Annotated in this window: 15 protein-coding genes, 1 tRNA gene and 1 pseudogene; 13 read left to right on the forward strand and 4 right to left on the reverse strand. The window is 64.6% G+C overall.

All coding sequences use genetic code 11. The features are described 5' to 3' along the window. Positions 1–57: 57 nt before the first annotated feature. From BLU88_RS04675 to BLU88_RS04690, 4 genes and pseudogenes are all read left to right on the forward strand, one after another. Positions 58–1,473, forward strand: a complete 1,416-nt coding sequence (locus BLU88_RS04675) for an aspartate aminotransferase family protein (RefSeq protein ID WP_092010546.1) — start codon at positions 58–60, stop codon at positions 1,471–1,473. Between the two features lie 320 nt (positions 1,474–1,793). Then, a pseudogene (locus tag BLU88_RS04680) lies at positions 1,794–3,172 on the forward strand (inorganic phosphate transporter). Further along, positions 3,169–3,402, forward strand: a complete 234-nt coding sequence (locus tag BLU88_RS04685) for a hypothetical protein (protein ID WP_092010549.1) — start codon at positions 3,169–3,171, stop codon at positions 3,400–3,402. The pseudogene BLU88_RS04680 and the gene BLU88_RS04685 overlap by 4 nt, the downstream one beginning before the upstream one ends. Before the next feature lie 43 nt (positions 3,403–3,445). Continuing rightward, on the forward strand, positions 3,446–4,108 hold the full coding sequence (locus BLU88_RS04690; protein ID WP_092010552.1) for a DUF1700 domain-containing protein: 663 nt from the start codon (positions 3,446–3,448) through the stop codon (positions 4,106–4,108). A gap of 172 nt (positions 4,109–4,280) precedes the next feature. Here the strand turns inward: BLU88_RS04690 and BLU88_RS04695 are convergent, their stop codons facing one another. Further along, the gene (locus BLU88_RS04695; protein ID WP_092010555.1) at positions 4,281–6,113 is read right to left on the reverse strand and encodes a phosphoenolpyruvate carboxykinase (GTP); all 1,833 of its coding nucleotides are present in this window, start codon (positions 6,111–6,113) and stop codon (positions 4,281–4,283) included. A gap of 373 nt (positions 6,114–6,486) precedes the next feature. On the opposite strand from BLU88_RS04695, the gene BLU88_RS04700 reads away from it, so the two are divergent. Both BLU88_RS04700 and BLU88_RS04705 read left to right on the forward strand, forming a co-directional pair. Further along, positions 6,487–6,559, forward strand: a tRNA-Arg gene (locus BLU88_RS04700). Positions 6,560–6,716: 157 nt separating this feature from the next. After that, a complete protein-coding gene (locus tag BLU88_RS04705; protein ID WP_157688971.1) occupies positions 6,717–7,472 on the forward strand; it encodes a hypothetical protein in 756 nt (251 codons plus the stop codon). Between the two features lie 34 nt (positions 7,473–7,506). Here the strand turns inward: BLU88_RS04705 and BLU88_RS04710 are convergent, their stop codons facing one another. Then, on the reverse strand, positions 7,507–7,977 hold the full coding sequence (locus tag BLU88_RS04710; protein ID WP_231939590.1) for a DNA alkylation repair protein: 471 nt from the start codon (positions 7,975–7,977) through the stop codon (positions 7,507–7,509). Positions 7,978–8,193: 216 nt separating this feature from the next. Next, the gene (gene argG, locus BLU88_RS04715; protein ID WP_092010564.1) at positions 8,194–9,615 is read right to left on the reverse strand and encodes an argininosuccinate synthase; all 1,422 of its coding nucleotides are present in this window, start codon (positions 9,613–9,615) and stop codon (positions 8,194–8,196) included. A 266-nt stretch (positions 9,616–9,881) separates the two neighbouring features. Between argG and BLU88_RS04720 the strand changes: the two genes are divergently transcribed. Then, positions 9,882–10,559: a GNAT family N-acetyltransferase gene (locus BLU88_RS04720; protein WP_231939591.1), complete on the forward strand. Its 678-nt coding sequence runs from the start codon at positions 9,882–9,884 to the stop codon at positions 10,557–10,559. 25 nt (positions 10,560–10,584) lie between these two features. Here BLU88_RS04720 and BLU88_RS04725 read toward each other — a convergent pair whose 3' ends face one another. Then, positions 10,585–12,006 carry an APC family permease gene (locus BLU88_RS04725; protein WP_231939592.1) on the reverse strand — a complete coding sequence of 474 codons (1,422 nt, stop codon included), beginning with the start codon at positions 12,004–12,006 and terminating at the stop codon, positions 10,585–10,587. 191 nt (positions 12,007–12,197) lie between these two features. On the opposite strand from BLU88_RS04725, the gene BLU88_RS04730 reads away from it, so the two are divergent. The 6 genes from BLU88_RS04730 (at position 12,198) to BLU88_RS04755 (ending at position 18,314) form a co-directional block, all read left to right on the forward strand. Further along, the gene (locus BLU88_RS04730) at positions 12,198–13,349 is read left to right on the forward strand and encodes a CPBP family intramembrane glutamic endopeptidase (protein ID WP_231939593.1); all 1,152 of its coding nucleotides are present in this window, start codon (positions 12,198–12,200) and stop codon (positions 13,347–13,349) included. 120 nt (positions 13,350–13,469) lie between these two features. Further along, positions 13,470–13,958 (forward strand): DoxX family protein, encoded by a 489-nt coding sequence (locus tag BLU88_RS04735; protein WP_092010571.1) that lies wholly within the window; start codon positions 13,470–13,472, stop codon positions 13,956–13,958. Positions 13,959–13,961: 3 nt separating this feature from the next. Next, positions 13,962–14,480, forward strand: coding sequence for a GrpB family protein (locus BLU88_RS04740; RefSeq protein ID WP_092010574.1), 519 nt, complete (start codon positions 13,962–13,964; stop codon positions 14,478–14,480). Between the two features lie 75 nt (positions 14,481–14,555). Continuing rightward, positions 14,556–15,356, forward strand: a complete 801-nt coding sequence (locus BLU88_RS04745) for a siderophore-interacting protein (protein WP_092010577.1) — start codon at positions 14,556–14,558, stop codon at positions 15,354–15,356. A 104-nt stretch (positions 15,357–15,460) separates the two neighbouring features. Beyond that, entirely contained in the window at positions 15,461–16,027 is a 567-nt protein-coding gene (locus tag BLU88_RS04750) for an isochorismatase family protein (RefSeq protein WP_092010581.1), read from the forward strand. Between the two features lie 139 nt (positions 16,028–16,166). After that, the gene (locus tag BLU88_RS04755) at positions 16,167–18,314 is read left to right on the forward strand and encodes an MMPL family transporter (protein WP_092010584.1); all 2,148 of its coding nucleotides are present in this window, start codon (positions 16,167–16,169) and stop codon (positions 18,312–18,314) included. Positions 18,315–18,400: the final 86 nt, after the last annotated feature.

An 18,400-nucleotide genomic window follows, 5' to 3' on the forward strand; every position in this document is an offset into this window, starting at 1 on the left:
CCGTTCAGGGGCGGACGTTCACGCAACGACGAACCACCTCTGCGAAGGAGACCTGACATGACCACCACCGCGGATTCCCCGCTCACCGAATCACACCTCGACGCTGATCGCCCCGGCGCTGACCGGATCGATCCCGATCTCATCGAGGCCGGGCGACGTGCCCACGACCTCGACCGTGCGCACGTCTTCCACTCCTGGCAGGCACAGGGGCCGTTCCAGCCGATGACGATCATCGATGCCGCCGGGTCCTACGTCTGGGACGGTGAGGGCCGAAAGCTGCTCGACCTGTCGTCGCAGCTGGTCAACACGAATATCGGCCACCAGCACCCTGCCGTCGTCGCCGCCATCCAGGGGCAGGCCGGCAAGCTGTGCACGATCGCGCCGCAGCACGTCAACGACGCTCGCTCCGAGGCAGCCCGACTCATCGCCGAACGCACCCCTGGCGACCTCGATCACGTGTTCTTCACGAACGGGGGAGCCGATGCCAACGAGCACGCGATCCGGATGGCCCGGCTGCACACGGGTCGGACGAAAGTGCTCTCGGCCTACCGCAGCTACCACGGCGGTACGCAACTGGCCGTCAATGTCACCGGCGACCCGCGCAGGTTCGCCAACGACTACTCAGCTGAGGGCATCGTCCACTTCATGCCCGCCTACCCGTATCGGTCGTACTTCAACTCGACCACCGAGGCCGAGGAGACGCAGCGGGCCCTGGCGCACCTCGAGGACATGATCACGCTCGAAGGGCCCGGCAACATCGCCGCCCTCATCCTCGAGACCGTGCCGGGCACAGCAGGCATATATGCCCCGCCGGCCGGTTACCTTGCAGGTGTGCGCGAACTGACCGCGAAATACGGGATCGTCTTCATCGCCGATGAGGTGATGGCCGGATTCGGTCGTACCGGTCGCTGGTTCGCCGTCGAGCACTGGGACGTCACCCCGGACCTCATCACCTTCGCCAAAGGCGTGAACTCCGGATACGTCCCGCTCGGCGGAGTCGCCATCTCGGAGACGATCTTCGAGACCTTCCGCGATCGGGCCTACCCGGGCGGACTGACCTACTCGGGCCACCCCCTCGCCTGCGCGGCAGCGGTCGCGACGATCACTGCGATGGAGGACGAGGGGATGATCGCCAATGCCGACCGCCTCGGCGAAGACATCATCGGTCCGGCTCTGCGGGAAATCGCTCAGCGCCACCCCTCGGTCGGGGATGTCCGGGGTCTCGGCTGCTTCTGGGCGGTCGAACTCGTCAAGGACCGGACTACGAAGGAGCCGCTGGCGGGCTACGGCGGCAGCTCGCCGGAGATGAACGAGGTCATCGCCGCTCTCAAAGCCGAAGGCGTGCTGCCGTTCGCGAACTTCAACCGCATCCACGTCGTGCCGCCGCTCAACACCCCGGATGAGGACGTGCGATTCGGGCTCGCCGCCCTGGATCGGGCACTCGACGTCGCGGACCGGTACGTCGCGGCGTAGATACGTCACGATTGAAGGTGGCGCCGCCTCGGCGAGGTGATTCCGCGGATTCCGCGGATGACTGCGTGAGGTGGGCGGCCGTCTCAGCGAGGTGATTGCTGTGGACGGGCCCCGTTCGGAATGTGAGAGGAATTGCACTCTCAGCCGGGCGGGGCCGTTTGCGCACGTCAAAAGTGAACAAAAGGTGAATCAGGTGGAGTAGGGTCGAATTGCGGGTGAAGAGCTGTTGAATCTGTGGGTAGACTTCTGCGGGATAGTGATTGCTGGCCGTCAGCTGCATCATCCACGGTCCGAATAGTGTCTACACCCAAGGTCGATTAGTGGAAATCATCTTCGTCGTCGTGCTCGTTATCGCACTGGCACTGTTCTTCGACTTCACCAATGGCTTTCACGATACGGCCAATGCCATGGCCACCCCGATCGCGACCGGGGCCATCAAACCGAAGACTGCGGTCACGCTCGCCGCGATCCTCAACCTCGTCGGCGCCTTCCTCTCCACCGAGGTGGCGAAGACCATCTCCGGCGGCATCATCAAAGAAGGCAGCGGGGAGTGCAGATCACTCCCGACTTCATCCTCGCCGGCCTCATCGGCGCCATCATCTGGAACATGGCGACGTGGCGCTTCGGCCTTCCGTCATCGTCGTCCCACGCACTCTTCGGCGGCCTCATCGGTGCGGCCATCGTCGGTGCCGGACTCAACTCCGTCGACTACGGGGTGTTCCTGTCGAAGGTCGTCATCCCGGCTCTGGCGGCTCCGATCATCGCGGGCTTCAGCGCCTACCTCTGCACCCGCATCGCTTATGCGATCACCCGCCGCAACGAAGAGGGCAAGACCGCCCGTCGCGCACCGTTCAAGTACGGACAGATCTTCTCGTCCTCGCTGGTCGCGCTCGCCCACGGCACGAACGACGCACAGAAGACGATGGGCGTCATCACCCTTGTCCTCGTCTCCGCGAACCTGCAGGAGCACGGAACCGGCCCGCACATCTGGGTCATCACCGCGTGTGCTCTGGCGATCGCATTGGGCACCTACGTCGGCGGATGGCGCATCATCGACACCCTCGGAACGAAGCTGACGACCGTCAAGGCCGCGCAGGGACTGTCGGCCGAGACCTCGACGGCAGCAGCCATCCTCGCCTCCTCTCACCTCGGATTCGCACTGTCGACGACGCAGGTGGCCTCTGGTTCGGTGCTCGGCTCGGGACTCGGCCGCAAGGGCGCCGACGTCCAGTGGTCGACTGCCGGACGCATCGCCTCCGGTTGGCTGCTGACGATTCCCGCCGCCGCAATAGTCGGCGGGATCGCCGCCGGCATCGCTCACCTGGGAACGGTCGGAGTCGTCATCGATACGGTCATCGCCGTCATCGTGGTGCTGTGGATCTACATCAGCTCCCGTCGGGTCCAGGAGACCGATATCTCGAACTTCGACACCGTCGGCGAAGCCGTCAACATCCGCGGCCGCAAGCGCAAGCTGCGCAAGGACCGCAACCGCAAGCGTGCCCAGGCGAAGCGGGAAGCCCGCTACGAGGCGTGGGAAGAGAAGCAAGCGGCCAAAGAGAAGCGCCGTGCCCACCGTGATGCCAAGAAGAACGGGGCCGTTCCCGCCGAGGCGGCGAAGGCGAGTTCATCGCCGACCGGTTCTGCTTCCGGGGTCGATGCGGGCCGGGCAGACGCGAGCGATAAGGGAGACGCGAAATGATCGAGTGGAGTTCGTTCGCCATCGTTGCGGCCGCGACATGGGTCTCGGCCATCATCGTCATCACGCTGTTCTCTCTCGCAGTGCGCATGCGGGCCACGCACCTCGATCGTATCGACGAGGGACGCGGCGGTTCGGCGTTGCCGGTCGCCTATTGGACGGTCTTCGGAATCTGCGGAGCAGTCGTTCTGCTCGGCGTCTACCTCATCGTCCCGGCCCTACACGGCGCCTGACGCGACTGATGGGCAGTCGGCGGCTTCGGCCTAGACTCGTCTTGTGAGTACTCCGCCGCGCAACCCTCAGTATTACGCCGATCTGCAGAAGGAGATCGACAAAGCCGACCGCCGCCGGATCGACCAATGGCATGCAGCGATGCGGCGCGAAGGGCGCGTCGTGCTGCGAACGAACCTGTTCAAGACTTTCGCGATGGCACTCATCTGCTGGCTGTTCGTCGGAGCGATCATCCTCACATTCACCGTCACCCCCACCTCGACCTGGAACCCGATGTCCCCTGGTTTCGGCGGGTGGCCGGTCTTCTTCTTCCTTGTGGTCTTCGCCATCGGTTTGGTGCTGTTCGGCATCGGAGCGCTGTTGTGGACTTTTGTCTTTCCCTTTGTACGACCACAGTTCGTCGTGTCGAGGTGGGGCGTGGAGTCCTCATGGTGGAAGCCTGGCCGACGGGGCAGGCAGTTCGCAACGCCGTGGTCAGGTGTCGTCGACATCGGGGGAGAGTTCCAGTGGAGGAAATATCCGTTTCCGGACGCCCTGGTCGTGACGATCACTGCCCGTGGGGCGACCGCGCATCAGAACGCGCTGATCGGCACCGTCCGGAGGCCGGAGATGGTCACCTATCGCGTGTTAAGGGAGCTCAAAGCGAAGCCGCGTGATGTGTTGGTATTTCTCCGTGAGGTTCACGGGGCGCAGGCGGCGCATTACTGAGTCTGCGCAGCTTCGGCCCTATAGCACGGAGGCACTGACGGATCAGCGGCGGGCCCCAACGGTCGAACGCGCACCGTCAACGAAATACGACAATCCCCCAACCACCTCGGCGGCGGTTGGGGGATTGTCGATGAGCGGACGGCTCAGGCCGTCGGCAACTCAGCCGAACGACTCAGGCGAGGCCGAGGCGCTGGCGGAGGTTGTCGACCTCGGCGCGGAGTTCGGCAGGGACCGAATCGCCGAGCTCGGCGTACCATTCCTCGATGAGGCCGAGTTCGGCCTCCCACTCTTCGGGCTTGATGGCGAGAGCCTTGCGCAGCTGCTCGTCGGTGAAGTCGAGGCCTTCGGTGTCCAGGCCGCCTTCGACCGGGGTCAGGCCGAGCGGGGATTCCTGAGCGTCGGCGGTGCCGGTGACGCGCTCGAAGACCCACTTGAGAACGCGCGAGTTCTCGGAGAATCCGGGCCACAGGAACGAGTTGTCGTCGTCGCGGCGGAACCAGTTGACGTAGAAGATCTTCGGCAGCTGAGCGCCCTCGGTGTTGCCGATGTTGATCCAGTGCTGCAGGTAGTCACCGACGTTGTAGCCGATGAACGGGCGCATCGCCATGGGATCGCGGCGAACGACGCCGACGGCTCCGGTGGCGGCAGCGGTGGTCTCCGAGGAGAGCACCGAACCCATGAAGACCCCGTGCGTCCAGTCCTTGGTCTCGGTGACCAGAGGCATCGTAGTCTTGCGGCGACCGCCGAAGAGGATGGCCGAGATCGGCACACCGTTCGGGTTGGTCCACTCGGGAGCCAGGGTCGGCACGTTTGCGATCGGAGTGCAGAAACGCGAGTTCGGATGAGCTGCGGGGGTGTCGGACTCGGGAGTCCAGTCGTTGCCCCTCCAGTCGGTGAGGTGAGCAGGTGCCTCGTCGGTCTTGCCTTCCCACCACACGTCGCCGTCGTCGGTCAGGGCGACGTTGGTGAAGATGTTGCCACCGGCCTCGATAGCGCGCATTGCGGTCGGGTTCGTCGTGTAACCGGTGCCCGGGGCGACTCCGAAGAGTCCGAATTCGGGGTTGACGGCGTAGAGTTGGCCGTCCTCGCCGAAGCGCATCCACGCGATGTCGTCTCCGAGGGTCTCGGCCTTCCAGCCGGGGATGGTCGGTTCGATCATGGCGAGGTTGGTCTTGCCGCAGGCCGACGGGAACGCGGCAGCGACATACTTGACGACGCCTTCGGGGTTCGTCAGCTTGAGGATGAGCATGTGCTCGGCCAGCCAGCCCTCATCGCGGGCGATCGCGGAGGCGATGCGCAGCGCGTAGCACTTCTTGCCCAGCAGTGCGTTGCCGCCGTAGCCGGATCCAAAGGACCAGATGGAACGCTCTTCGGGGAAGTGGGTGATGTACTTCGTGGTGTTACAGGGCCAGGCGACGTCTTCCTGCCCCTCTTCCAGCGGAGCGCCGACGGAATGGACGCATTCGACGAAATTCGCGTCCTGCGCCTCGATCGCATCGAGGGCGTACTTGCCCGAGCGAGCCATGACGAGCATGGAGAGGACGACGTAGGCTGAATCGGTGACCTCGATGCCGAACATCGGCTGGTCCGCCTCGGCGTGGCCCATGACGAACGGGATGACGTACATGGTGCGTCCGTGCATCGCACCCTCGAACAGCGGATTGAGGGTTTCCTTCATCTCCGCGGGAGCGACCCAGTTGTTGAGCGGACCGGCATCCTTCTCGTCTTCGGAGCAGATGTAGGTCCGGCCCTCGACGCGGGCGACGTCCTCGGGGTCGGAGGCCGCGTAGTAGGAGTCCTTGGTGCCGTTGACGCGCTGGATGGTGCCGGCTTCGACGAGCTTCTCAGCGATCTCGTTCTTCTGTGCTTCGGAACCATCGATCCAGACGATGTCGTCCGGGGTGGTCAGAGCGGCGATCCGGCTGACGAACGAGAGCACCGACTTGTTCTCGGTCGGTGCGTTCTTCAGCTGGTCAGCGACGACATCATGGTCGAGGACAGTCATGAGTGGTCTCCTGGTCAATCGGGTGTGGGGTTTCGTCTGCGGCGGCTGGCGTCCGTCGAGCGGTTGGTACATATCCACCGTAGGATGGGAGCGGAAGCGAAAAACGCACGTTTCGGTCACTCGAAGATGTGCATTGGATCACAGCCAGAGAGCAGTTGACGTGAATGGAACAACTGCATGACGTGTTGTTGCAAATGATTGACGGTTTGTTTCGCCGCTGATCGACGCTGAAACCTGCGATTTGATCCCCTCTCGCCGAGGCGGTTCTGACCGTGCGTGCGAATGTGGCGAAGCGCACGTGGGTGCGATTTGAGCTTCGGTGAAACTGGTGTGTATAGTTGTTCGAGTTGCAGGGCGTGAGTCCGAGCGACATGCGCCACTAGCTCAACGGATAGAGCATCTGACTACGGATCAGAAGGTTGGGGGTTCGAATCCCTCGTGGCGCACAGAAGAAGAGTCCCTCACCTGGCAGGATTGCCGGTGAGGGACTTTTACGTGTGCCTGGAGTCAGTCCGATCTGATGGCTTATAGGGTTAATGGTCAAAATGTGTGTACAGGATGGCCCGCTTGCCCAGCCGGCAGTAGGGCAGGACCGGTTTGAACATGACTACTAATCCGAAGGTTGGGGCTCTGTTGGGTGTTGAGATGAGGAAAGCCCGTCGTCACCGGGACGAGCTCGGTGAGGTCATCGAGGTGTTCGCCGACCGGCCGGGTCCGAAGACCGTGACGGGGTTCGTTCTCGGGTGGGTGATCTTCACAGCTCTGACATTCATCAACCCGGGGGAGACGCCGCTGCTGGCGGTTGCTCCGGGCGTCATCTTCGCGGTGATGTTCGGTCTGATCCTTCTCTATCTCTCGGGTGAGCGGCTCATCGTCTGCGAACGAGGGATCCTTGTCGGCTCCATTGCCCCGGGGATTCGTCCCTACGCCATTGCCTATCAGCAGATCACGCCCGGCAGCATTGCCGGGGTCGCCGGCGCGAACAGATATCTCAAAGAGGTCGGACTGCAAGGACAGATCGCGCAGTCGACTCTGCGAGCGTCGTGGTGGACGAAGAACGGAGTCCACTTCGTCGCCTGTTCAGCCGAGGATGCCAGGCGCGGACGCAGACGTTTCAAGCTGGCGCTCGACCCGATTCCACGGTCGATCGACGGCCGCTGGATCTGGTTCGTCGGGACCGGTCGGCAGTCCGCGAAGTCGGCGGTCGAGGCGATCGCTCGGGCCGCCTCGGCGGCGGGGTATCCGCAGCTGGCTCAGGCCGCGCTCGACCGGGGAATCGTCGAGCTGACGGGCAATCCGGAGGATGCTCACCGGCAGATGCCCGGCCACCTGCCGGTCGGCAGGGGCGGAGTCAGATAGCCGTGACTCGGGTCAGTCGCGGCCGAGGCGTGTGTCACCTGGCGGCAAGCACAGCTTCTCGCTGTTTCGGTGAGAGCCGCTTGACGGCCTCGCGGATCGTCACCCTTGAGGCGCGGTGAGCCCGGGGGAGGATCAAGTCGAAGACGAGATCGGGGCGTGTGCGCGAGGTGTCGCGCAGAACCCAGACGATGGTCTTGCGGATGGAGAAGTCCTTCTCCTCGAGCATCGCATCGGCGAATCTGGAGAACCGGTCGAAGTCGCCGCGACCCTGACGCAACGGGACCAGGTGCGCGAACAGGGCCGAGCGGCGAATCCAGAATTCCGCATCGCTCGCCCAGCGCTCGAGAACGGGGTCAAAGGCAGTATCTCGGTCGCCCAGCGCCCGCTGGGCGACCGAGGGGGCTGCCGTTGTCGGCGCGATCCAGAGGAGCCGACCGCCTCGGCGAGGGTGTGGGCCTGATTCCGGGAATCGGAATTCATGGAGTGAGTCTTTCCATGGCCCCACCACCAATGGGTACAGGCACTGCAGCTCGCAGTGAATGCGAAGCGGCCGACAGCCGGACTCCGTCGATCGCGATGATCGGGGAGTGCGCCTGTCGGCCGCTCTCTGTTCTCAACCGGAGGCCGCGAGTCTCATGCTGCGCAGTGTCTCCGGAAGGTCTGGGGGCCTTCGGTTCGGGCTGACCTCAGTCCGTCCGAGCCCCGTGTCCGGGGCGGGGCCTCAGTCCGTGCCGGCGTCGAATGCGGCGGACAGGCCGGCGAGGTCGCTGGCTTCGTCGACTTCGGCGTTGGAGTTCGCGATTTCCTCGGCGCCTCCGGCCTCAAGGGAGCCGACGAGCTCCGAGGTCGGTCCGGAGACGATGCCCATGGCTGCGTACTGCTCGAGGCGGGCACGCGAGTCGGCGATGTCGAGGTTGCGCATGGTCATCTGGCCGATGCGGTCCTCGGGGCCGAAAGCGGAGTCGCCCACGCGCTCCATTGACAGCTTCTCCGGGTGGTAGGACAGGTTCGGGCCCTCGGTGTTGACGATCGTGTAGTCGTCGCCGCGGCGCAGGCGCAGGGTGACCTCGCCGGTGATCGCCGAGGCGACCCACCGCTGCATGGATTCGCGGAGCATGAGCGACTGCGGGTCGAGCCAGCGTCCCTCGTACATCCGGCGGCCGAGGCGGCGACCCTCTTCGTGGTAGAGGGCGATGGTGTCCTCGTTGTGGATAGCGTTGAGCAGGCGTTCGTAGGTCACGTGCAGCAGCGCCATGCCCGGAGCCTCGTAGATTCCACGGGACTTCGCCTCGATGATGCGGTTCTCGATCTGGTCGGACACACCGAGTCCGTGGCGGCCGCCGATCTCGTTGGCCTTGAAGACCAGGGCAACGGGATCGTCGAAGACTTTGCCGTTGATGGCGACGGGCCGGCCGGCTTCGAAACGGACGGAGACCTCTTCGGACTTGACCTCGACGTCGTCACGCCAGGCGGCGACGCCCATGATCGGCTCGACGATGTCGAGTCCGGCGTCGAGGAACTCCAGGGTCTTCGCCTCGTGGGTGGCGCCCCAGATGTTCGCATCTGTGGAGTACGCCTTCTCGGCCGAATCGCGGTAGGGGTAGCCGTGCTCGACGAGCCATTCGCTCATCTCCTGCCGGCCGCCGAGCTCATCGACGAATTCAGAGTCGAGCCACGGCTTGTAGATGCGCAGCTTCGGGTTGGCCATGAGGCCGTAGCGGTAGAACCGCTCGATGTCGTTGCCCTTGTACGTCGAGCCGTCGCCCCAGATATCGACGCCGTCGTCCTTCATGGCGCGCACCAGCATCGTGCCAGTGACGGCGCGGCCGAGGGGTGTGGTGTTGAAGTAGGTCTTGCCGCCGGAGCGGACGTTGAACGCACCGCACTGCAGGGCGACGAAGCCCTCCTCGACAAGCAGGCGCTTGGCGTCGACGAAGCGGGCAATCTCGGCACCGTATTCCTTGGCGCGTTCGGTCACCGATTCGAGGTCGGGCTCGTCGTACTGGCCGATGTCGGCCGTGTACGTGCACGGGATGGCGCCCTTGTGGCGCATCCACGCGACCGCGCAGGAGGTGTCCAGTCCGCCGGAGAAGGCGATTCCAACGTGCTCACCGACTGGGAGCGAAGACAGTACTTTCGACATGACACCAGCGTAACGTGAGTCTTTGCCAAATGTCGAATTGTTATGCATGGGAGTGTATTTTTATGTGAATGGGGTGGGTGAGGAATGGTTTCGATAGTGGCGAAAAGTCCGATTCGGCACGCGAAAGCGGACTTTTCGCCACTATGGAAGGCAGTGATCCCGTGGTTCCGGGGCCGGGGCGCCGTCCCCGGAACCCTGTCCCGTCGCGCCGGGTACACCTTCCCGAACCTCGCCGAGGCGGTCCTGCCGATTGCTATCGTGAGCGGGTGACGAATTCTCCCGCCCCTCAGTTCACCGTCCGCCCTGAGACATCCGGTGACTTCGGTGCCATCCACGCGTTGACCGCGGCTGCCTTCGGCCAGGTTGACGAAGCCGAGCTCGTCGACGCGCTCCGCGCATCCGGCAATGGGATCGGAGGTCTGTCGTTCGTCGGCGTCCTCGATGGCGAGGTCATCGCCCACGCCATGCTCTCCCGGTGCTTCGTCGGCGACGTTCCCGGGGTCTGCCTCGCGCCCTGTTCTGTGTGGCCCGAGCATCAGCGTACCGGTGTCGGCACCGCCGTCATCGAGGCGCTCCTCGCCGAGGCGGCCCGCACCGGTGAGGCGTTCGCCGTCGTGCTCGGTCACCCCGAGTACTACCCGCGCTTCGGGTTCACTCCGGCTTCCGGATTCGGCATCACCCTGCACATCGAGGTTCCCGACGAGGCGCTCATGGCGATGTCGTTGGCCGGCGAGGTGCCCGCAGGAGCCCTGGCCTTCGCCCCGAATTCGGGGTCTGAGCCAGGGCTGCCCATAGTCCCCCTCGCTCCGTTCGCCAGAGGGATGCACGCCCGACCCCGCGCCACCTACTGCTTCGCGCGGTGGGTGCGGATCGCCTCGGCGACGGCGATGGCGTCACCTTCGGGGGCGTCGGATTTCCGATCTGGTCGTGCCGTGAACAGGTAGATGAAGCCGGCCACCAGAACGATGGTCAGGCCGATGAGCACGATCCAGTCGGCGAAGAACGCTCCCGAGTCTCCCGGCAGCGACAGCAGAACCATCGCGAAGATGCCATAGGCCAGGGCCGCGATGTTGACGATGATGCCCCAGCCGCCCAGCGACCACGGGCCCGTCGGCTTCCATCCGCGCACCCTCTGCCGCAGCGCCCGAGGACGACCATCTGGAAGGCGAGGTAGATTCCGAGGATCGCGAACGAGGTCACGGCGACGAGGATGCCGTCGTTGAACCAGATGAGCACGCAGATCAGAGCGGGTGCCGTGCAGGCGACGATGAGAGCATTGTGCGGGATCTTCGTCCCGTCGGTGACTTTCGACAGCCATTTGTGACCGGGCATCATGCCATCGCGGGCAAAGCTGAAGATCAGCCTCGATGCGGCGGCCTGCAGGCTGAGTACGCAGGAGATGAACGCGAGGACCGCGACGACGAGGAAGATCTTCGCCCCGACATCGCCGAGGCTGCCGGCGAGGATCGCGGGAATCGGATCGGCGACTTCACCGGCGACGATCTCCTCGAGGTTCGGGGCAGCGAGCACGTACCCGCCGAAGGAGAACAGGGCCGAGACAGCTCCGACGAAGATCGTCATGAGCATCGCCTTCGGGATCCCGCGAGCCGGATTCGACACTTCCTCGGCCACGTCGCCGCAGGCTTCGAATCCGTAGAAGAGGAAGAGTCCGGCAACCGCGGCGCCCAGGAACACAGGAAGATAGCTGCCGTCACCGGCGGTGCCCATGGTGTCGAAGAAGATGGAGAAGCTGTGTTTGCGTTCGAAGATGAGCAGGAAGAGTCCGAGCCCGATGACGCTGATGAGTTCGGCGAAGAGACCGATGCGAGCGATGCGGGCCAGCCACTTCGTGCCTGAGAAGTTGATCGCCAGCGCCAGCACGAGCAGCGCGAGCGCGAGGACGAGCGTGGTGTTGCGGCTGAGTTCGAGTCCGAATAGGCTCGCGAGGAATCCGGCCCCGAACTCGGCCACCGAGGTGATCGTGACGATGAGCGCGCAGATGTAGACCCAGGCGGCCATCCACGCGTACCGCTTGCTCCACAGGCGCCTGGCCCACGGGTAGATCCCACCGGCGATGGGGAACTGGGAGACGACCTCGCCGAAGACGAGGGCCACGAGCAGCTGACCGCAAGCGACGATGACGATCCACCAGATCGACGGTGGTCCGCCGGTCGAGAGTGCCACTGCCAGCAGCGAATAGACGCCGACGAGCGGTGAGAGGTACGTGAAGCCGAGGGCGAAATTCGCCCAGGGGCTCATCGACCGCTCGAATGAGTCGCCGTAGCCGAGGACGGCCAGGTGGTCGGAATCGGAGAGGTGGCCACCGGCTCGTTTGCCGCCGGAGTTGTGAACGCCCGAGGGGTTTTGGGCGCCAGAGAGATGATCGGACATGGTGATGTTCCTTCATTCGAATCGTCGTTGATTCTGTGCTGTTGGCATCGTATCTCCGTTTCTCGTCCGCGCGGCTGACCGCGATTTCATCCTCGTGGCGGAGGTGCCGAACGGCCGCGAGTCATAGCGTGGAATCACGGGCACGGTCCACCGTTGAATCGGTGGACACGGTGCAGGAACGAGGAGGAATCGTGAACACGCAGACGCACAATCAGACTGGATTCGCCGAGGCGACAGGATCGACCGCCGCGATTACCGGAGCCCCAACTTCCGCTGAGGCAACACCTGAGCCCCCGAATTCCGTCGAGGACGTCGACGCGAAAGGCCGCCCGCTCGCCGTCGTACCCGCCCGAGTCCCCTGGCTCGAGCTCGGCATCTTCGCCGTCATCGCTTTCGGTCTCGCATGGCTGGTCTGCCTGCCGCTGTGGTTGTCCGGCAAAGGTCTCAGCGACGTCGTCGCCGTCCAGCTCTACGGTGCGCTGATGATGTTCACCCCGCTTATCGCGAGCATCGTCGCCTCCATCGTCCAGCGCCGCCGCGCCCGTGCCAGGGGAGAAGCCCTGGCCAGCGTTCCCCGCTGCTTCGGGTTCTGGCCGTTGCGTCCTTTCGGCCGAGTCATCTGGATGACCGTTGCAGCCTTCTTGGGCATCATGGTTCTCGTGGTTCTGGGCTACTTCCTCAGCGCTGCCTTCGGTTGGTTCAGCCTCGACCTCAGTGGGCTGTCCGGATTCAGAGCGCAGGTGGCCACGCTCCCCGGCTTGGACTCAGTGCCGATCGGGCTTGCCGTCATCGGCTACCTGCTGGTCATGGTCATCAGTGCTGCGACCGGCGTCATTGTCACCATCGGTGAGGAATTCGGCTGGCGCGGATGGCTGCTCACCAGCCTGCGCCCCTTAGGTGCCTGGCCCGCACTGCTCATCATCGGCGTCGTCTGGGGACTATGGCACGCACCACTCATTCTGCTCGGCTACAACTTCAACCGCCCCGACATCTCGGGACTCGCGCTCATGGTCGGCGGGTGCATCATGGTCGGCATCCTCTTCGGCTGGCTGCGCCTGCGCACCGGATCAGTCTGGCCAGCGGTCTTCGCCCATGCCGGACTGAATGGCTCTGCCGGCATGCTGATGATCTTGTTCGTCAACGCCGGAGCTTCGAACCCTGATCCGGCACTCAGCATGTTCCTCGGAGTCTCCGGATGGATCGTCTCGGCAATCGTCGTCGCAGTTCTCATGGCCACCGGCCAATTCCGCAGGCAGCCCGAGTTGGGGATCAAGAAGGCTGAGCCTCTCGCCGAGGATGCTCCGCAGCCGAGTGCCCACGCGCAGACTGTCTGTTCGACGTAGGCAGCCTTAGTCACCGGCGTTTCGTGCCGGGACCGGCCTCGAATCTTGAGGCTCGGCCCCGGCGTCGGCTAGGCTCAAAACCCGATCAACCGGAATCCCAATCCTCTTAAGGAGCCTCATATGACCTTCGGACCTTCGCTGCTGCAGACCGCCGGACGTGTGTTCACCGCACCGATCTTCATCAGCGGCGGATACTCGGCCGTCACTGATCCGGCAGGCAAAGCAGCGATGGCCGAGTCGACTCTGGACGCTATCCGCGAATATGTGCCCGGGCTGCCCGACGACAACGAACTGCTCGTGCGCATCAACGGCGGCGTCCAGATCCTCGCCGGCACCACCTTGCTGCTGGGCATCAAGCCGCGGCTCTCGGCACTCGCTCTCGCCGGGTCCCTCATCCCGACCACCCTCGCCGGTCACTCCTTCTGGGAGATGGAAGGCGGAGAGGCGAAGGCCCACCAGACGCAGTTCTCGAAGAACCTCGCCGCGCTCGGCGGACTGCTGCTCCTCATCGGAGCCGGTGAGAACCAGAAGGCCATCGACAAAGCGGCTGCCAAGGCTGCTGAGAAAGCTGCGAAGAAGGCCGAGAAGCGCGCCCTCAAGCAGGCTTGAGGCATGACGCACTCGTCCGCCGATGGTTCCTCCGAGCCGGAGGCTGCGGACGGTGTGCCTGCCGATTCGATGTCAGCTTCGATTGCTGACATCGTCACCTTCAACGACGTCAAGGATCCGAACCTCTGGGTGCGGCCGACTGCTCCTTCGGCCACGATAGAGATAGTCGACCACGATCCCGCCTGGGCCGACAATTTCGCAGAGGCAGGATTCGTTCTCACCATCCGTGAGCCCGCCTGGTACGAACACCGGATGCTCAAACGACTCGATCCGGAACCCGGGCAGCTGGGCTGCAATCTCCATGTCTTCGGTCCCCGGTGTGCGGAAGTGGCGCGGATGCGGCTGTTTCGCGATTGGCTGCGGGAGCATGAGGACGAGCGTGAGGCTTACCAGTCGACGAAGCGCACTTCGGCCGAGGAATCGAACGCGGCCGGGGAGACGGTCTTGGGGTACAACGCCCGCAAGCAGGACGTTGTTCGCGAGATCTACCACCGCATCTTCGAAGCTCGAGGTTGGGTCTGATCCACCCTCTCCCGCCTCCGTCGAGTCATGCTTAGGGTAGGCTAAGCAAAGAAGTCCAGGCAGAGGGTGGAGCGAATGGTCAACTGGCAGCGCGGCGTGATGCGACTCTTCCGCATCACGAATCACGAAGTGGTCGTCACCGGGGTCAAGGACTTCACCCCGAACTACCGTCGGATCCACTTCTCCGGTCCCGAACTGCTGGTCCAGCTCGATGAGGTCTTCCCGACGCTGTGGACCCGACTGTGGTTCCCGCACCCGGAGAAGGGCGACGGCCACCTGAGCCAGCGCGGCTACACGTTCTCGGCCATCGACCTCGATGCCGGCACCTTCAGTCTCGACTTCGTGCTCCATGGCGATCTCGGAGACGCCGATCCGGTAGACTCGGACGACATCGGCCCCGGCGCCCGCTGGGCAGCCCATGTCCGCCCCGGTGCCACGATCGAAGCCGCCCTCACCCCGGCCCGCCTCGACCTGCCCGACGACACCGCCCACCTCCTCCTCGCAGGGGACCTCACCGCGCTCCCGGCCATCAATTCCTGGTGCGAAGCCGTCCCTGCCGAGGTCACGATCACCGTGGCGATCACCGCCGACCCGACCGAGGTGCCGGGGCTCCCGCAGTCCGAACACCCCAACGCGACGTGGCATTGGATGAACCAAGGTTCGAACGCCGAGGCGGCCCCGCAGCTTCGCACGGATCGATCCGTGACCGATCACCTGCGCGGACTCGACCTCGATAGCGCCGGACTGTACGTCTGGGCGGCGGGGGAGAGGAGCATGGTCAAAGAGGTCCGTCGCTTCGCCAAGGGCGATCTGGGGCTGGGGCGCTCGCAGCAGTTCTCCCAGTTCTACTGGTTCGCGGACAAGCCCACGGGCTGAGATACCCCTACGGGGCCATAGGCGAAGATTTCCCAGCCCAGTACACCTTGAGTCCGCAGGCGAACACCCCTGGAATTCCGAGCAGAAACGCCTATGCTCGAGACATGGCCAAGGCACTCCTCATCGTCGATGTCCAGAATGATTTCACCGAAGGCGGTGCGCTCGGTGTGACCGGCGGCGACGCTGTCGCCGAAGGCATCAGCGCCCACCTCGCCGCACACGCCGGTGACTATGACGCCGTCATCGCCTCCCGCGACTGGCACGATGCCGACAATGACAACGGCGGCCACTTCAGCGACACTCCGGACTTCGTCGACAGCTGGCCCGTCCACTGCGTCGCAGACACCGAGGGCGCAGCCTTCGACCCGCTCCTCAACACCGCGGCCATCACCCACGAGGTCCGCAAGGGCCAAGGCAAGCCCGACTATTCGGCCTTTCAGGGGGTCACCGAATCGGGGAGCCGTCTCGGCGCTCTTCTCACCGATCTCACCATCACCGAGGTGGACGTCGTCGGCATCGCCACCGACCATTGCGTACGTGCCTCCGTCCTCGATGCACTGAACGTAGGCGTCAAGGTGCGTGTCCTCGCCGACCTCGTCGCCGGGGTCGGGGAAGACTCGAGCGCGGCGGCTCTTGCGGAGGTCAGAGCCGCGGGTGCCGATGTGGCGTGAGGCGGTGACTCTCCACCCTCACACCGTGCATCACCACAGGCATCACCCCGGATGAGCGCGTTTTCTCCATCGAAAGTTGCAAGTCAGGTCCGAACTCTTCGGCGATGTGCGCCGGTCCTTATATTGATGGACTGGAGTCATGAACTCACCACTGGAGAGAACCGCACACACGCTGACATCGAAGCGCGGTTCGTGGCTCGTCCTCGGCGGGATCGTCGTCCTCGTCGCTCTGCTCTTCGGACTTCTGTCCGGGGCAGGGGAAGACCGAGCCAACGAAACCGCTCCGTCCGGCTCCGAATCGACTCAGGCACAGAAGATCCTCGACAAGTTTCCCGAGGCGGACAAGCAGTCCGTCATGGTCGTAGCTTCGAACGAGGACGGATCCGAACTCTCCACCGACGTCCAAGCCGAGCTGAAGAAGCTCGGCGGCTCGCTCGGCGATTCCGTCGGCGACGAATCCACGGAGACCGTCACCGGTCCGATCCTCAGCGACGACAATCAGGCCGCGCTGCTCATGGTGCCCATCACTGTGGGCCTGACGAACTCCGACACCGCTGAGACCGTCGACGGGCTGCGCGCCGCCATCGCCGATGACCAGACCGCACAGTCGCTCACAGGCGACGGCATGTCTCTGCTGGTCACCGGTGGCCCTGCGATCGGCGCCGACATCGCCTCGGCGTTCGACGGCGCGGACTTCACGCTGCTCATCGTCACCATCGTCATCGTCGCCCTGCTGCTCATCATCACCTACCGCTCGCCGATCCTGTGGCTGCTGCCGCTCATCGTCATCGGCACCGCCGACGGGCTCGCCTCGACCGTGACCGCAGCAGTCGGAGACGGGTTCGACCTGCAGTTCGACCCGGGGATCATCAGCGTCCTCGTCTTCGGCGCCGGCGCGAACTACGCACTGCTGTTCATCTCCCGCTACCGCGAGGAGCTGCGCCGCTTCACCGACCACCGCTTCGCGCTCGCCGAAGCCTGGACGCACACCGCAACGACAATTCTCGCGTCGAACCTCACCGTCGTCCTGTCCCTGCTCAGCCTTGTCTTCGCGATCATCCCCGGCACCCGCGGACTGGGCATCACCGCCGCCATCGGCCTGCTCATCTCCGCTGCCGCCGTCCTCTTCGCGCTGCCGCCCGTGCTCGCGATCTGCGGCAAAACGATGTTCTGGCCCTTCATCCCGAAGGCCGAAGACACCGCACCTGCGAGTGCGGCCAAGCCCTCGATCTGGCGGACCATCGCCACTCGGGTGGTGCGCAAACCGGGGTTCCACCTCGGCGCCGGGATCGTCATCCTCGGTGTCATGGCCACCGGTTTCATCGGATCCTCGATCGGGCTCGATCAGACCGAGAAGTTCCGGGTTCAGTCCGAGTCGGCACAGGGACTCGACGTCCTAGCCGACCACTTCCCGCCCGGTGAATCCCAACCGATCTGGATCGTCGCCGACACCGACCAGGCCGATGACGTCGTCGACTCGGTCAGCGATATGAACGGCGTCGTGCGCGCCTCGGCGATCGAGGACACGACAATCGACGGCGCTTCGGTCACGAAGATCATGGTCACCGGCGAGTACGAGCCCGACAGCGCGAAGGGACTCGACCTCGTCGAGGACATCCGCGGCGATGTCCATGCCATTGACGGAGCCGACGCTCAGGTGGGCGGGGCCGCGGCCACGGAGCTCGACGCCCGCGACGGCAACCAGACGGACTTCTTCACGATCGTCCCGATGGTCCTGGCGATCAGCTTCATCATCCTGCTCGGAATCCTCCGCGCCCCCGTCGCGGCGTTCACTCTGCTGCTCGTCAATGTGGCGTCCTCGGCTGCGGCGATCGGACTCGGGGCATTCCTGTCACGGACGATCTTCGGCCAGTCCGCCCTCGATGCGCAGGTGCCGATCCTCGCGTTCCTCTTCCTCGTGGCGCTCGGCATCGACTACTCGATCTTCCTCGCCCACCGGGCCAAGAAGGAATCCGTCCTGCACGGCGGACGCCAGGGCATGGTCGAGGCTGTCGCCCACACTGGTGGAGTCATCACGAGCGCCGGCATCGTCCTGGCCGGAGTGTTCGCGGCCCTGGGCATGCTGCCGCTCATGGTCCTCGGCCAGCTCGGCCTCATTGTCGGAGTCGGTGTGCTCGTCGACACGATCATCGTGCGCACCGTCATCGTGCCCTCGATCTTCGGAGTCGTGGGCGACAGGATGTGGTGGCCGAGCAAGTCGATCACGCACTTCCACGACAATGCGGAAGCCGGTGCGGCCGGCGACACGGTGGACGCCGCGGTCTGAGTGAGTTGACCGGGCCCGGGCGGCGACGCGGATCGTCGCCCGGGCCTCCCCGGTTTTCGCATCGGGCCGCGCATATGTCGTACCAC

The organism is Brevibacterium siliguriense (assembly GCF_900105315.1).
GTDB classification, from domain to species: domain Bacteria; phylum Actinomycetota; class Actinomycetes; order Actinomycetales; family Brevibacteriaceae; genus Brevibacterium; species Brevibacterium siliguriense.